Here is a 15120-nt window from a genome sequence, read left to right as displayed (position 1 = left end):
ATCAGCTACCCCTATTTTTTATGAAAGGATTGATTACATGAAGAAAATACGAAGCTATACCAGTATCTGGTCTGTGGAAAAGGTACTGTATTCTATCAATGATTTTAGACTTCCGTTTCCCATAACCTTTACGCAAATGACATGGTTTGTCGTGTCACTCTTTGCAGTGATGATACTTGGCAACTTGCCCCCTCTTTCCATGATAGAGGGAGCATTTCTCAAATACTTTGGGATTCCTGTGGCTTTCACATGGTTTATGTCTACAAAAACTTTTGATGGTAAAAAGCCTTATGGATTTTTGAAGTCTGTCATTGCTTATGCACTGCGACCAAAGCTGACCTATGCAGGAAAAAAAGTAACGCTTGGCAGAAACCAGCCACAAGAAGCCATTACAGCAGTTAGGAGTGAATTTTATGGCATATCCAATTAAATACATTGAAAACAATCTCGTCTGGAATAAAGACGGGGAATGTTATGCTTACTATGAGCTTGTTCCTTACAATTACTCATTTCTAAGTCCAGAACAGAAAATACAAGTGCATGATTCTTTCAGACAGCTTATCGCACAAAATCGTGATGGCAAAATTCATGCTTTACAAATCAGTACAGAATCCAGCATACGTTCTGCACAAGAGCGTTCCAAAAATGAAGTCACTGGCAAGCTCAAAGCGGTTGCCTATGACAAAATCGACCAACAGACAGACGCTTTAATATCCATGATTGGCGAAAATCAAGTGAACTACCGTTTCTTTATCGGCTTTAAGTTGCTTCTCAACGATCAGGAGTTTTCTATGAAAAGTCTTACCGTTGAAGCAAAAAATGCTTTGTCTGATTTTGTCTATGATGTGAACCATAAGCTGATGGGCGATTTTGTTAGTATGAGTAATGATGAAATCCTGCGTTTTCAGAAGATGGAAAAGCTCTTAGAAAATAAAATCTCTCGTCGTTTCAAAATCCGCAGGTTAGATAAGGACGACTTCGGCTATCTGATTGAACACCTTTACGGACAGACAGGCACTGCCTATGAAGAGTATGAGTACCATCTATCAAAGAAAAAGCTGGATAATGAAACGCTGATTAAATACTATGACTTGATTAAGCCTACTCGCTGTTTGGTGGAAGAAAAACAGCGATATTTGAAAATCCAGCAGGAAGATGAAACCGTCTATGTAGCTTACTTTACCATTAACAGCATTGTCGGAGAACTGGACTTCCCGTCCTCTGAAATCTTCTACTACCAGCAACAGCAATTTACATTCCCGATTGATACGTCAATGAATGTGGAAATTGTAGCGAATCGTAAAGCCCTATCTACTGTCCGCAATAAAAAGAAAGAACTGAAAGACTTGGATAACCACGCTTGGCAAAGTGATAATGAAACCAGCTCCAATGTGGCGGAAGCTCTGGAAAGTGTGAATGAGCTGGAAACCAATTTAGACCAAAGCAAGGAATCTATGTACAAGCTGTCTTATGTGGTAAGGGTATCAGCAAATGATCTTGACGAACTCAAACGTCGTTGTAATGAAGTGAAAGATTTTTATGACGATTTAAGCGTAAAACTGGTACGACCATTTGGGGATATGCTCGGCTTACATGAAGAATTTTTACCTGCCAGCAAGCGTTATATGAATGATTATATTCAATACGTGACCTCTGATTTCCTCGCTGGTTTAGGTTTTGGTGCTACTCAAATGCTGGGGGAAAATGAGGGGATTTATGTTGGCTACAGCTTAGATACTGGACGCAATGTCTATCTGAAACCTGCTCTTGCCAGTCAAGGGGTTAAGGGTTCAGTAACCAATGCGTTAGCGTCGGCTTTTGTTGGTTCGCTGGGTGGTGGTAAATCCTTTGCGAATAACCTTATCGTCTATTATGCGGTGCTTTATGGGGCACAAGCAGTGATTGTAGACCCAAAAGCAGAACGTGGCAGATGGAAAGAAACCTTGCCAGAGATTTCCCATGAAATCAATATCGTCACTCTGACTTCTGATGAGAAAAACAAAGGCTTACTTGACCCTTATGTGATTATGAAAAATCCCAAAGATTCTGAATCACTGGCTATTGATATTCTGACATTCCTTACGGGGATTTCCTCTCGTGATGGGGAACGCTTCCCAATCCTTAGAAAAGCCATTCGTGCAGTAACCAATAGTGAAGTACGAGGGTTGATGAAAGTGATTGAGGAATTACGGGTTGAGAATACGCCACTAAGTACCAGTATAGCCGACCATATCGAAAGTTTTACAGACTATGACTTTGCACATTTATTATTCAGTAATGGTTATGTGGAGCAGTCTATCAGCTTAGAAAAACAACTGAACATTATACAGGTTGCGGACTTGGTACTTCCCGACAAGGAAACTTCCTTTGAGGAATATACCACTATGGAGCTTTTATCCGTTGCTATGCTGATTGTCATTAGTACCTTTGCTTTAGACTTTATCCATACAGACCGAAGCATTTTCAAGATTGTAGATTTAGACGAAGCATGGAGCTTTTTACAGGTAGCACAAGGAAAAACACTATCTATGAAGCTGGTTCGGGCTGGTCGTGCTATGAACGCTGGGGTATATTTCGTGACCCAAAATACAGACGACCTCTTAGATGAAAAACTGAAAAATAACCTCGGCTTAAAATTTGCATTTCGTTCCACTGACCTTAACGAGATTAAAAAGACCTTAGCCTTTTTTGGTGTAGACCCAGAGGACGAAAACAATCAGAAGCGATTGCGTGATTTGGAAAACGGGCAATGCCTTATCAGTGATTTATATGGTCGTGTCGGTGTGATACAGTTCCACCCTGTATTTGAAGAACTGCTCCATGCCTTTGATACCAGACCACCTGTGCGAAAAGAGGTGTAAATGTGAAACCATCAATAGTAAACAGAATAAAATCAAACTGGACGCTGAAACGTCTAGGTAAAGTGGCAATGACAGTGGCTTTCACACTTGTGATTGCCATTTTTCTTTTAGCCATGCTGGGAACGGTGGTTCAAGCTGCGGGCTTGGTAGATGATACGGTCAATGTGGCAAATGAATACAGCCGATACCCACTTGAAAACTATCAACTGGATTTTTATGTGGATAATAGCTGGGGCTGGCTTCCGTGGAACTGGTCGGACGGGATTGGAAAACAGGTCATGTATGGACTATATGCCATTACCAATTTTATTTGGACAATCAGTTTGTATGTTTCCAATGCGACAGGTTACTTAGTACAGGAAGCCTATTCCTTAGACTTCATTTCCGCTACAGCAGATTCCATTGGTAAGAATATGCAGACCTTAGCTGGTGTGAGTGCAAACGGATTTTCAACAGAGGGTTTCTATGTTGGATTCCTCTTACTCTTGATTTTGGTTCTTGGGGTTTATGTTGCCTATACGGGACTGATAAAGAGAGAAACCACAAAGGCAATTCATGCCATTATGAATTTTGTGCTGGTGTTTATCCTATCGGCTTCCTTTATTGCCTACGCTCCCGACTACATTAAAAAAATCAATGACTTTTCATCAGACATCAGTAATGCCAGTTTATCACTTGGCACGAAGATTGTCATGCCCCATTCCGATAGTCAAGGCAAGGACAGCGTGGACTTAATCAGAGATAGCCTGTTTTCCATACAGGTTCAGCAACCGTGGCTACTGCTTCAATACAACAGTTCAGACATTGAAAGTATCGGTATTGACCGTGTGGAAAGCCTGCTCTCCACCAGCCCAGATTCCAACAATGGCGAAGACAGAGAAAAAATTGTTGCGGAAGAAATTGAAGACAGAAGCAATACCAATCTAACCATTACAAAGACCATTAACCGTTTAGGTACAGTCTTCTTCCTATTTGTCTTCAATATTGGGATTTCCATATTTGTATTCCTATTAACAGGAATCATGATTTTCTCGCAGGTACTTTTTATCATCTATGCTATGTTTCTGCCTGTGAGCTTTATTTTAAGCATGATTCCATCATTTGATGGTATGTCAAAACGAGCCATAACAAAGCTCTTTAATACCATTTTGACACGAGCTGGAATCACATTGATTATTACGACAGCATTTAGTATTTCAACCATGCTCTATACCTTATCGGCTGGTTATCCGTTCTTTTTGATTGCTTTTCTACAGATTGTGACCTTTGCAGGAATCTACTTCAAGCTGGGCGATTTAATGAGTATGTTTTCTCTACAGAGTAACGATTCTCAAAGTGTGGGAAGTCGTGTGATGAGAAAACCTCGTATGCTTATGCACGCTCACATGCACCGTCTACAGCGGAAACTTGGACGTTCCATGACTACTCTAGGGGCTGGGTCTGCCATTGTTACAGGTAAAAAAGGACAGTCGGGTTCGGGGAGTTCTGCAAGGACACAAGCAGATCACTCCCGACCAGACGGAAAGGAAAAATCAACACTTGGAAAACGTATCGGTCAAACCATCGGTACAGTAGCTGATACCAAAGACAGAATGGTAGACACTGCTAGTGGTTTGAAAGAACAGGTTAAAGATTTGCCGACCAATGCAAGATATGCAGTATATCAAGGAAAATCCAAAGTAAAAGAGAATGTCCGTGATTTAACCAGTAGTATTTCTCAAACCAAAGCGGACAGAGCCAGTGGACGCAAGGAACAGCAGGAACAAAGGCGAAAAACCATTGCGAAGCGTCGCTCTGAAATGGAACAGGTCAAACAGAAAAAACAGCCTGCTTCTTCTGTTCATGAAAGACCGACTACAAGACAAGAACAATATCATGATGAACAGACCTCAAAACAGTCTAATATTCAGACTTCATATAAGGAATCTCAACAAGCCAAACAAGAGCGTCCAGCAGTTAAGTCCGATTTTTCAAGTCCAAAAGTGGAACGCCAAGGCAATACCGTTCAAGAAAAAACCGTTCAAAAGCCAGCAACTTCAACCACTACAGCAGATAGAACTTCACAACGTCCAATCACAAAAGAACGTCCGTCTACTGTTCAAAGAGTACCACTACAAAATACAAGAAGTAGACCACCAATCAAAACCGCCACCATTAAGAAAGTCGGTAAGAAACCATGAAGCTGAAAACTTTAGTGATTGGTGGTTCGGGATTATTCTTGATGGTCTTCTCACTGCTTCTGTTTGTCGCCATTTTATTTTCAGATGAACAAGATGGCGGTTTTTCCAACATTCACTATGGAGGTGTGAATGTTTCCGCAGAAGTGCTGGCTCATAAGCCTATGGTAGAAAAATATGCCAAAGAATATGGCGTTGAAGAATATGTCAACATACTTCTTGCGATTATACAGGTGGAATCGGGCGGTACTGCGGAAGATGTTATGCAGTCCTCGGAATCCCTCGGTCTTCCACCTAATTCATTGAGTACAGAAGAATCCATTAAGCAAGGTGTGAAGTATTTCAGTGAATTATTAGCCAGTAGCGAAAGGCTCAGTGTAGATTTAGAATCGGTTATCCAGTCCTACAATTATGGTGGTGGTTTCTTAGGGTATGTGGCTAATCGTGGAAATAAATATACCTTTGAACTGGCTCAAAGTTTCTCAAAAGAGTATTCAGGTGGCGAAAAAGTGTCTTACCCCAATCCCATAGCCATACCTATCAATGGGGGCTGGCGATACAACTATGGCAATATGTTTTATGTGCAACTGGTAACGCAGTATCTTGTCACAACAGAGTTTGATGATGATACGGTACAAGCCATCATGGACGAAGCACTGAAATATGAGGGCTGGCGATACGTTTACGGTGGAGCTTCCCCGACTACTTCTTTTGATTGTAGCGGACTGACACAATGGACGTATGGAAAAGCTGGAATTAACTTACCACGAACCGCACAACAGCAATATGATGTGACCCAGCATATCCCACTATCGGAAGCACAAGCTGGCGATTTGGTTTTCTTTCATTCTACCTATAACGCTGGCTCTTATATTACTCATGTTGGGATATACCTTGGCAATAACCGTATGTTTCATGCAGGCGACCCAATCGGTTATGCCGACTTAACAAGCCCCTACTGGCAACAGCATTTAGTGGGAGCAGGACGAATCAAACAATGAGAAAGGAAGATTTAATGATGAAATTTAGAAAAAATCAGAATAAAGAAAAACAGATACCAAAGGAAAAGAAACCTCGTGTCTACTATAAGGTCAATCCTCATAAAAAGGTTGTGATTGCCTTGTGGGTACTTTTAGGGCTTAGTTTCAGCTTTGCGATATTCAAGCACTTTACAGCTATAGATACTCATACTATTCACGAAACAACTATCATAGAAAAGGAATACGTTGATACTCATCATGTAGAAAATTTTGTAGAGAACTTTGCGAAAGTCTACTATTCATGGGAGCAATCCGATAAGTCCATTGATAATCGAATGGAAAGTCTAAAAGGCTATCTGACAGATGAACTTCAAGCTCTCAATGTTGATACAGTACGCAAAGATATTCCTGTATCGTCTTCTGTAAGAGGATTTCAGATATGGACGGTAGAGCCAACTGGCGACAATGAGTTTAATGTAACCTACAGTGTAGACCAGCTCATTACAGAGGGAGAAAATACAAAGACCGTCCACTCTGCTTATATAGTGAGTGTCTATGTAGATGGTTCTGGAAATATGGTACTGGTTAAGAATCCGACCATTACCAACATACCTAAGAAATCAAGTTATAAACCAAAAGCCATTGAAAGTGAGGGGACGGTTGATTCCATTACAACCAATGAAATCAATGAGTTTTTAACGACGTTCTTCAAGCTCTATCCTACAGCGACAGCCAGTGAACTTTCCTACTATGTGAATGACGGGATATTAAAACCAATCGGAAAAGAGTACATCTTTCAAGAACTGGTAAATCCTATTCACAATCGTAAGGATAATCAAGTCACGGTATCGCTGACAGTGGAGTATATCGACCAGCAGACCAAAGCAACGCAGGTATCTCAATTTGATTTGGTACTTGAAAAGAACGGGAGTAATTGGAAGATTATAGAATAACAAATATTGGTACATTATTACAGCTATTTTGTAATCACGTACTCTCTTTGATAAAAAATTGGAGATTCCTTGACAAATATGCTCTTACGTGCTATTATTTAAGTATCTATTTAAAAGGAGTTAATAAATATGCGGCAAGGTATTCTTAAATAAACTGTCAATTTGATAGTGGGAACAAATAATTGGATGTCCTTTTTTAGGAGGGCTTAGTTTTTTGTACCCAGTTTAAGAATACCTTTATCATGTGATTCTAAAGTATCCGGAGAATATCTGTATGCTTTGTATGCCTATGGTTATGCATAAAAATCCCAGTGATAAGAGTATTTATCACTGGGATTTTTATGCCCTTTTGGGCTTTTGAATGGAGGAAAATCACATGAAAATTATTAATATTGGAGTTTTAGCTCATGTTGATGCGGGAAAAACTACCTTAACAGAAAGCTTATTATATAACAGTGGAGCGATTACAGAATTAGGAAGCGTGGACAAAGGTACAACGAGGACGGATAATACGCTTTTAGAACGTCAGAGAGGAATTACAATTCAGACAGGAATAACCTCTTTTCAGTGGGAAAATACGAAGGTGAACATCATAGACACGCCAGGACATATGGATTTCTTAGCAGAAGTATATCGTTCATTATCAGTTTTAGATGGGGCAATTCTACTGATTTCTGCAAAAGATGGCGTACAAGCACAAACTCGTATATTATTTCATGCACTTAGGAAAATGGGGATTCCCACAATCTTTTTTATCAATAAGATTGACCAAAATGGAATTGATTTATCAACGGTTTATCAGGATATTAAAGAGAAACTTTCTGCCGAAATTGTAATCAAACAGAAGGTAGAACTGTATCCTAATATGTGTGTGACGAACTTTACCGAATCTGAACAATGGGATACGGTAATAGAGGGAAACGATGACCTTTTAGAGAAATATATGTCCGGTAAATCATTAGAAGCATTGGAACTCGAACAAGAGGAAAGCATAAGATTTCATAATTGTTCCCTGTTCCCTGTTTATCACGGAAGTGCAAAAAACAATATAGGGATTGATAACCTTATAGAAGTGATTACGAATAAATTTTATTCATCAACACATCGAGGTCAGTCTGAACTTTGCGGAAAAGTTTTCAAAATTGAGTATTCGGAAAAAAGACAGCGTCTTGCATATATACGTCTTTATAGTGGCGTACTGCATTTGCGAGATTCGGTTAGAATATCGGAAAAGGAAAAAATAAAAATTACAGAAATGTATACTTCAATAAATGGTGAATTATGTAAAATCGATAAGGCTTATTCCGGGGAAATTGTTATTTTGCAGAATGAGTTTTTGAAGTTAAATAGTGTTCTTGGAGATACAAAGCTATTGCCACAGAGAGAGAGAATTGAAAATCCCCTCCCTCTGCTGCAAACGACTGTTGAACCGAGCAAACCTCAACAAAGGGAAATGTTACTTGATGCACTTTTAGAAATCTCCGACAGTGACCCGCTTCTGCGATATTATGTGGATTCTGCGACACATGAAATCATACTTTCTTTCTTAGGGAAAGTACAAATGGAAGTGACTTGTGCTCTGCTGCAAGAAAAGTATCATGTGGAGATAGAAATAAAAGAGCCTACAGTCATTTATATGGAAAGACCGTTAAAAAAAGCAGAGTATACCATTCACATCGAAGTTCCACCGAATCCTTTCTGGGCTTCCATTGGTTTATCTGTATCACCGCTTCCGTTGGGAAGTGGAATGCAGTATGAGAGCTCGGTTTCTCTTGGATACTTAAATCAATCATTTCAAAATGCAGTTATGGAAGGGATACGCTATGGCTGTGAACAAGGATTGTATGGTTGGAATGTGACGGACTGTAAAATCTGTTTTAAGTATGGCTTATACTATAGCCCTGTTAGTACCCCAGCAGATTTTCGGATGCTTGCTCCTATTGTATTGGAACAAGTCTTAAAAAAAGCTGGAACAGAATTGTTAGAGCCATATCTTAGTTTTAAAATTTATGCGCCACAGGAATATCTTTCACGAGCATACACCGATGCTCCTAAATATTGTGCGAACATCGTAGACACTCAATTGAAAAATAATGAGGTCATTCTTAGTGGAGAAATCCCTGCTCGGTGTATTCAAGAATATCGTAGTGATTTAACTTTCTTTACAAATGGACGTAGTGTTTGTTTAACAGAGTTAAAAGGGTACCATGTTACTACCGGTGAACCTGTTTGCCAGCCCCGTCGTCCAAATAGTCGGATAGATAAAGTACGATATATGTTCAATAAAATAACTTAGTGTATTTTATGTTGTTATATAAATATGGTTTCTTGTTAAATAAGATGAAATATTTTTTAATAAAGATTTGAATTAAAGTGTAAAGGAGGAGATAGTTATTATAAACTACAAGTGGATATTGTGTGCTGAGAGCTTTCTTCTATACTAATAGACGAAAGGGTGTGAAAATGATTTTTAAATGATACTGTGGAACGGAACAGTAGCCCTAGTATTGACTACTGTCGTTTCTATTCATATTGGCTATTCTAGGACTGAGATGAAAAAATCTATAAATGCTCAGAATAAAATTGAACCCGCAAATCTCCCCAAAACAATGGTGAGTCATGTACTTGTATTATTCCGAAAAAATACACCTCTGGTGCAGTGAGACAAATTGGTGTATCTTATAGTGGCTTCGTAGATGAAAGCTATACTCTACTATCACTCTTTGATGATGTAGAACAAATTGAAAAAGATAATAGACTTCAGACAGCTATTGATGTTGTCAGAGAACAGTTTGGTTTTTTAGCCATACAAAAAGGAACCGTCCTAACTGAAGGTTCCAGAAATATTGAACGCAGTAAACTTATCGGTGGTCATTCCGCGGGTGGATTGGAGGGATTAAAATGAAACAAGAAAAAAATACAGTACAATTTTCAGAAATCCGTAGCAAAGGATGTAATGATATTGAAATGCTTGAAAGATTTTTACATGGAATCGTTGAAACAGCAACTTCAAAACTTCGTCAGAGAAAACTCAAAACAACTGAAATATCGATACGACTAGTACATGCTAAATCTGAAAACCGATTACCATTGGAATTTACATTTAGCATTAAGCCAACAAGCTCATCTGTGATAATCTATACTGAGGTAATCAATCGCTTTAAAGAATGTTACACAGGTGGGGGAATTCAAGGTTTTACGATTCAATTTGATAAAAATACCCTTGCCTCTGCATAGAAAGGATTTGATATGATTGACCGTTCATATTTACCATTTCAATCAGCAAGAGAGTACCAGGATACAAAGATGCAAAAATGGATGGGCTTTTTCCTATCTGAACATGCATCAGCACTCTCTGATGATACAAACAAAGTAACGTACATGTCTGACTTATCACTAGAGAAGAAATTATTACTCCTCAGTCAAGTATACGCCGGGCAGCTACGCACACGCATTCAAGTGATTGAAAAAAACAAGCGTGTTTCCTACACTGGAACAATACCAAGTCTGACCAAAGATTTCATTTTGATAAAAACTACAACAGGTCACATCAATTTGAAATTAAAAGACATTATTAGTATTGAACTTGTCGAGGAGGTGCTCTATGAATCAGCTTGAGTTTCAGCGTAATCACCTACAAATGGACTATTATAGCGAGAGCTACCAAGATTTTGAACGTGACTTCTACCGCTACTCTAACATGAATATTCCATTGACCTTCCTAACTGATGATATCCTAAAAACAATGGCGACTTCACGTAAGAATTACTTTGTCCTCAATAAGGAAAAGTCCAGAGATAACCGCGATCACTTCTTCATATTTGAAGTAAGTACCGTAGATGAGAATCCGCTAATCTATCATTATACATATAAGAAAACTACAATATATTTAGCAGAAAAATAGGAGCAGTTCAATTGACTGTTCCTATTTTTAATATTCATAAAATCTAAAGTCTTTATACTCTTTAACAATGGAGTCGCCAACCAGAACAGACTATACTGACCAGCGACTACCTTAAATTTAATGTTTCAGATTTATTTTCTTATCTCTAATTTCATAAACTACATCTGCTACATTTTCGAGTAATCGTTTATCGTGGGTGATAAACACGATAGTTCCGGTGTACTCCTTCATTAGTATTTCCAAAGCCTCTAAACTTGGTATGTCAAGGAAGTTACTGGGTTCATCCATTATTAGGATGTTATATCTACCCATGAGCATTTTAGCAAGCAACAATTTTATAATTTCTCCACCGCTTAAAACAGATAAACTTTTTCCAATATCGTTCTGTTTGAACCCCATAGATGCTAGCACTGAACGAATTTCTGATATATTGTAGTCACAATCCTTCTGCATAAACTCCATAACATTCTGATTACTGTTGTACTTGTAACCATTCTGTGCAAAGTAACCTATTTTTGCCTTAGGCGAAATAGAAATTCCTTCTTCATGGTTTAAGATCATTTGGATTAAAGTTGTTTTTCCGATTCCATTACCACCAGTTAACGCCACTTTTGCTCCTAACGGAATTTGAAAAGATGCATTTTCAAACAGAGCCTTATCCCCAAATACTTTATTAATTTCTGCACCGACTATAGGGTATGGATTATGGAGCTCCAATGCTTTACTTTGCCTGAAACGAATTCTGCGAATGCCTTCCGGAGCTTCTACTTTTCCTAAGGCCGCAATCCTGTGCTCTAGGGTTTTAGCAGCATTATACATCTTTTTTTCCTTACTTCCTATTGATTTTTGATGAGCTAAACGCCCTCCGTCTTCAGTACTTTTTTTCTTTGAAGAACCTTTTGCCTTCTGTTCTATTTTACGAGCCTGTTTTCGCTTTTCCTCCGCAGCCCTTTCCAATCGGGCACGTTCCGCAATAAATTGTTCGTATTCTGCAGCTTGGCTCTTACGTTCTTCCTCTTTCTGACGAAGATAATCAGAATAGTTTCCCCAATACTCAGTGATTTTGCCATCTTTCAGTTCCCATATTTTATCTACTATTTCATCAAGAAAATAGCGGTCATGGCTAATAACTAACAGTGCACCTGTAAAATATTTTAGCTGTCCTATTAGAAAATCAATTCCTTCACGGTCTAAATGGCTCGTAGGTTCATCCGCTAAAATACCATGAACCTGTGCCGATAAGGCCTGTGCTATTTTAAGCCTTGTTTCTTCACCACCGCTCATAGTCTGTATATTTAATTGCTCAACACCTAGCTTGCCTACAAGTGCAAAATCTTTTTCCTCCTGCAGAGTTACTTCGTCCAACTGGGGAATATAGGCAAGTTCACCCAGACGATTCATTTTACATCCTGGGGGAGTTAATTCTCCTAAAAGTACCCTGAGTAAAGTGCTTTTTCCAGCACCATTTGCTCCTACTAAACCAATACGGTCATAATCATATACTTCTAATTCATTTATATCTAAAACATCGCGTCCTTTGAATTCCACACGAATGTCTTTTGCTTTTAATATTAATTCCATAACATTTCCTCCTGTCTATAATCGCATGCTTTCATTTGCTTGTATGCAGGGAAAACCCTGCGATTTTAGCAGGAAGAGTTACATGAAAATAAGATACATAAATATTCCTCCAATATTGTTTATTTTAAATCTAATTTTCTAACCTCAGTTATCATTTGGCAAACTATAGCAATGCCAATAATTAAAATACCTGATAGTAAAAACCAATGATTTACACCGATTTTATCAGCAAAGAATCCAGAAAGAATTAACCCAATTGGCATAGCAAGTGACATGATACTTCCGATCAAAGAAAATACACGTCCTAAATATTCAGGCTTAATTTTCTCCTGAAAAAGAGCTGTTTGCACACCGCTATAAAATGGCACCGAAAGCCCCATTATTGCACAGCAAACTACGAATATTACAAATCCATTTGGAGGAAGTATTCCCGAAACGGCTAAACTGGTCCCCATTATAAAAAATGAACTTGTTATTAGTAATACATGCTTTTCGAAGCCCCCTAATCTTCCTAATAATAAGCCTCCTGCTAGCATCCCAAATGCAAAGGAAATTTCCGTAATAGAAATATGCACAGGCGTTCCATTAAAGTGTTCCATGCTTATTAAAGGAAATAGTGCATTGATTGGCATATAAACAAAAGTATATAGTGTTCCTAAGAGTAATAAGGCAAACAATCCTTTGTTTTGTCTCAGAACCACAACTCCTTCTTTCATCTCCCTTATGAAATTTGGTTCTAAACTTTGCACTTGATTACCCAGCTTAGGTATACGTACAATTGCTACCGTAATAGATGCAATCACAGCACCCAATACGTCGATGGCAATAATAGCATTTAAATCCCAAACGGAGTATAAGAGTGCTGCAACTGCCGGACTAACAATATAGCTTATAGACTGCAAAGACTGACTATAGCCTGCGCATTTCGTTAGCTGTTCTTCTGGTACTAAAAGTGGTGTAACCGCATTGAGTGCTGGGGTATGAAAAGCTGTTCCAATGCTACGGATAAACAATACTATCATAATCATCCAGACAGGTAGCTCCATACAGAATGCAACAATAGCAAGCACTGCACCAGCTGCTGCGATAATTAAATCGGCACCAATCATTATCTTCTTCCTATCATGACGATCCACTAGCACACCAATGGCAGGTCCCAAAATCGCATAGGGTAAAAAACCTACTAATGAAGCCATAGACAAGACCATCGCAGATCCTGTTTTTTCTGTAAGGTAAAAAATAATCGCCATTTGCAGGATGGCACTAGTGATTAATGATACTGCTTGCCCTGCCCATATTGCATAAAATTTTCGTTTCCAATTGTTGTATTTTTCCATTTATATTATCTCCTGCATATTATTTTGCTTGAATTTCTATTTTGAATAGCATTCTAGGCAATAAAAAATGCAGGCCAAACCCCACAATGTGGCTTTTGGTCTGCATACATACAATTTGGAAACATTCATATTAAAGACATAGTTAAATAAAGGTATAGTTAAATAACCAATATCCTCACCGTAACTAATGAATGCTCAATATCGTATAAATAAGCACAACAAAAAAGCCTATCATCGGGTATAGATTCTGCTTTTTTTATTGCCAGCTTATCTTAAACGCATTGAGGCTGTCATAGTTTCGGTTCCTCCTACATCTTTGTTTATATCAATTTATAGTATAACACAAAAAGATGATATGTTCAATATAAAAGTTATGGAATGAGACTCATACTTCCAATTCGATGCCAGATTTAAAGGATATGACGAAGTTTTCTTCATAGACTGTAACGCTCTGGATTATCTTCCTTAGTAGCAAGCGATTAGCTTTCACAAAATCTTCTGTTTGTAGTTTTAAAAATTCATCAGGATTTTCTAACTCAACCTCAAAATATTTCATTTTACATTCCCTCATTTCATTTATTGATAAATTGAGTTTGCAAAAAAGAGTGGACAATTTTTGTCTACTCTTAACCTTTAAAATAGTTTTTTTTAATCGATTTGAAGTTGCCTAAATTATTACTTATTCGGTAAAATGAAGTATTGCTTTCAACAGATTTCCTTCAACTACACTTCACTTGATTCAAACAAGGTGGGTACATTTCTATTCCCACAAACTCCTTGTCAATGGAAACAAACACGTACCCACAGGGTAAATGGAAATAGAAACTGATAATTTCTAGCTATCACTTCTACTCATTCCAAAAATTTTCTCACTCTGATACTTACCCACCATAAAGCAAAAAGCCTTGCAATCAAGGCTTTCATTATCCCTTTCGTTCAAAGGTTTCTAAGCTTTTACGAGCAGAGCGACACACTCAGCGGTTCGCTATCTCCGTTCTGTCTGCGTGCTAGCACTTGTCAATCACGGACAGCTATCGCATGGGCGGAAGTAAATGCTAATCTTCGTCGTTTTACTCCTTGACTAGCAAACTTACCGCCTCAACATGTCCTGTATGTGGAAATAAAACACGATTAAAGATAAGGGAAGATACTGAATTAAAAAAATTCCCCCTCTATTGTCCGAAATGCAGACAAGAAAATTTAATTGAAATAAAGCAGTTCAAAGTAACTGTGATTACAGAGCCAGACGCAAAGACGCAGAGCCGATAAAATGAGATTAATACAATCTCATTTTATCGGCTCTTTCCGTTATGTATGGATTCTTTTA

At 38.3% G+C, this 15120-nt stretch carries 14 protein-coding genes and 1 pseudogene; 12 read left to right on the top strand and 3 right to left on the bottom strand.

Going from position 1 to position 15120, the window contains the following annotated elements; all coding sequences use genetic code 11:
• Positions 1 to 37 precede the first annotated feature (37 nt).
• From O3650_RS06695 to O3650_RS06645, 11 genes and pseudogenes are all read left to right on the top strand, one after another.
• Positions 38 to 430: a conjugal transfer protein gene (locus O3650_RS06695; RefSeq protein WP_000723888.1), complete on the top strand. Its 393-nt coding sequence runs from the start codon at positions 38 to 40 to the stop codon at positions 428 to 430.
• Positions 414 to 2861, top strand: coding sequence for an ATP-binding protein (locus O3650_RS06690; protein WP_000331160.1), 2448 nt, complete (start codon positions 414 to 416; stop codon positions 2859 to 2861). Before O3650_RS06695 ends, O3650_RS06690 begins: the two co-directional genes overlap by 17 nt.
• A gap of 2 nt (positions 2862 to 2863) precedes the next feature.
• Entirely contained in the window at positions 2864 to 5041 is a 2178-nt protein-coding gene (locus O3650_RS06685; protein WP_000804748.1) for a CD3337/EF1877 family mobilome membrane protein, read from the top strand.
• Complete coding sequence (locus tag O3650_RS06680; RefSeq protein ID WP_033607236.1) at positions 5038 to 6039, top strand: lysozyme family protein; 1002 nt, start codon at positions 5038 to 5040, stop codon at positions 6037 to 6039. Before O3650_RS06685 ends, O3650_RS06680 begins: the two co-directional genes overlap by 4 nt.
• Positions 6036 to 6971, top strand: coding sequence for a conjugal transfer protein (locus O3650_RS06675; RefSeq protein ID WP_001224320.1), 936 nt, complete (start codon positions 6036 to 6038; stop codon positions 6969 to 6971). Before O3650_RS06680 ends, O3650_RS06675 begins: the two co-directional genes overlap by 4 nt.
• Positions 6972 to 7284: 313 nt before the next feature.
• A pseudogene (locus O3650_RS06670) lies at positions 7285 to 7332 on the top strand (hypothetical protein); the annotation flags it as partial.
• Between the two features lie 15 nt (positions 7333 to 7347).
• Positions 7348 to 9267 (top strand): tetracycline resistance ribosomal protection protein Tet(M), encoded by a 1920-nt coding sequence (gene tet(M), locus O3650_RS06665; protein ID WP_000691729.1) that lies wholly within the window; start codon positions 7348 to 7350, stop codon positions 9265 to 9267.
• 363 nt (positions 9268 to 9630) lie between these two features.
• Positions 9631 to 9876 carry a hypothetical protein gene (locus O3650_RS06660; RefSeq protein ID WP_001813542.1) on the top strand — a complete coding sequence of 82 codons (246 nt, stop codon included), beginning with the start codon at positions 9631 to 9633 and terminating at the stop codon, positions 9874 to 9876.
• A complete protein-coding gene (locus O3650_RS06655) occupies positions 9873 to 10208 on the top strand; it encodes a hypothetical protein (RefSeq protein ID WP_000806926.1) in 336 nt (111 codons plus the stop codon). Before O3650_RS06660 ends, O3650_RS06655 begins: the two co-directional genes overlap by 4 nt.
• Before the next feature lie 12 nt (positions 10209 to 10220).
• Positions 10221 to 10589, top strand: coding sequence for a hypothetical protein (locus O3650_RS06650; RefSeq protein WP_000567222.1), 369 nt, complete (start codon positions 10221 to 10223; stop codon positions 10587 to 10589).
• Entirely contained in the window at positions 10576 to 10875 is a 300-nt protein-coding gene (locus O3650_RS06645; protein ID WP_001072467.1) for a DUF5960 family protein, read from the top strand. The genes O3650_RS06650 and O3650_RS06645 overlap by 14 nt, the downstream gene beginning before the upstream one ends.
• A 117-nt stretch (positions 10876 to 10992) precedes the next feature.
• Here the strand turns inward: O3650_RS06645 and msr(D) are convergent, their stop codons facing one another.
• The 3 genes from msr(D) to O3650_RS06630 all read right to left on the bottom strand — a co-directional run bounded on the left by msr(D) (position 10993) and on the right by O3650_RS06630 (position 14349).
• Positions 10993 to 12456 carry an ABC-F type ribosomal protection protein Msr(D) gene (gene msr(D) / locus O3650_RS06640; protein WP_000420313.1) on the bottom strand — a complete coding sequence of 488 codons (1464 nt, stop codon included), beginning with the start codon at positions 12454 to 12456 and terminating at the stop codon, positions 10993 to 10995.
• A gap of 119 nt (positions 12457 to 12575) precedes the next feature.
• The gene (gene mef(A), locus O3650_RS06635) at positions 12576 to 13793 is read right to left on the bottom strand and encodes a macrolide efflux MFS transporter Mef(A) (protein WP_000417519.1); all 1218 of its coding nucleotides are present in this window, start codon (positions 13791 to 13793) and stop codon (positions 12576 to 12578) included.
• Between the two features lie 385 nt (positions 13794 to 14178).
• Positions 14179 to 14349 carry a hypothetical protein gene (locus tag O3650_RS06630; RefSeq protein ID WP_000873143.1) on the bottom strand — a complete coding sequence of 57 codons (171 nt, stop codon included), beginning with the start codon at positions 14347 to 14349 and terminating at the stop codon, positions 14179 to 14181.
• 521 nt (positions 14350 to 14870) lie between these two features.
• Here O3650_RS06630 and O3650_RS06625 point away from each other — a divergent pair.
• Positions 14871 to 15062: a cysteine-rich KTR domain-containing protein gene (locus tag O3650_RS06625; RefSeq protein WP_001860868.1), complete on the top strand. Its 192-nt coding sequence runs from the start codon at positions 14871 to 14873 to the stop codon at positions 15060 to 15062.
• The last annotated feature ends 58 nt before the right edge of the window (positions 15063 to 15120 follow it).

It is taken from the genome of Streptococcus sp. 20925_1_24 (genome assembly GCF_041432335.1).
GTDB lineage: Bacteria > Bacillota > Bacilli > Lactobacillales > Streptococcaceae > Streptococcus > Streptococcus mitis_BM.
This window is presented reverse-complemented; position numbering and strand designations above follow the sequence as displayed.

What these genes read in the sequence shown, in the direction of transcription:
- O3650_RS06675 (WP_001224320.1), top strand. Translation starts at nt 6,036, where the DNA reads ATGAGAAAGGAAGATTTAATGATGAAATTTAGAAAAAATCAGAATAAA.
- O3650_RS06630 (WP_000873143.1), bottom strand. Translation starts at nt 14,349, where the DNA reads ATGAAATATTTTGAGGTTGAGTTAGAAAATCCTGATGAATTTTTAAAA.
- O3650_RS06645 (WP_001072467.1), top strand. Translation starts at nt 10,576, where the DNA reads ATGAATCAGCTTGAGTTTCAGCGTAATCACCTACAAATGGACTATTAT.
- O3650_RS06690 (WP_000331160.1), top strand. Translation starts at nt 414, where the DNA reads ATGGCATATCCAATTAAATACATTGAAAACAATCTCGTCTGGAATAAA.
- O3650_RS06655 (WP_000806926.1), top strand. Translation starts at nt 9,873, where the DNA reads ATGAAACAAGAAAAAAATACAGTACAATTTTCAGAAATCCGTAGCAAA.
- O3650_RS06680 (WP_033607236.1), top strand. Translation starts at nt 5,038, where the DNA reads ATGAAGCTGAAAACTTTAGTGATTGGTGGTTCGGGATTATTCTTGATG.
- O3650_RS06650 (WP_000567222.1), top strand. Translation starts at nt 10,221, where the DNA reads ATGATTGACCGTTCATATTTACCATTTCAATCAGCAAGAGAGTACCAG.
- O3650_RS06695 (WP_000723888.1), top strand. Translation starts at nt 38, where the DNA reads ATGAAGAAAATACGAAGCTATACCAGTATCTGGTCTGTGGAAAAGGTA.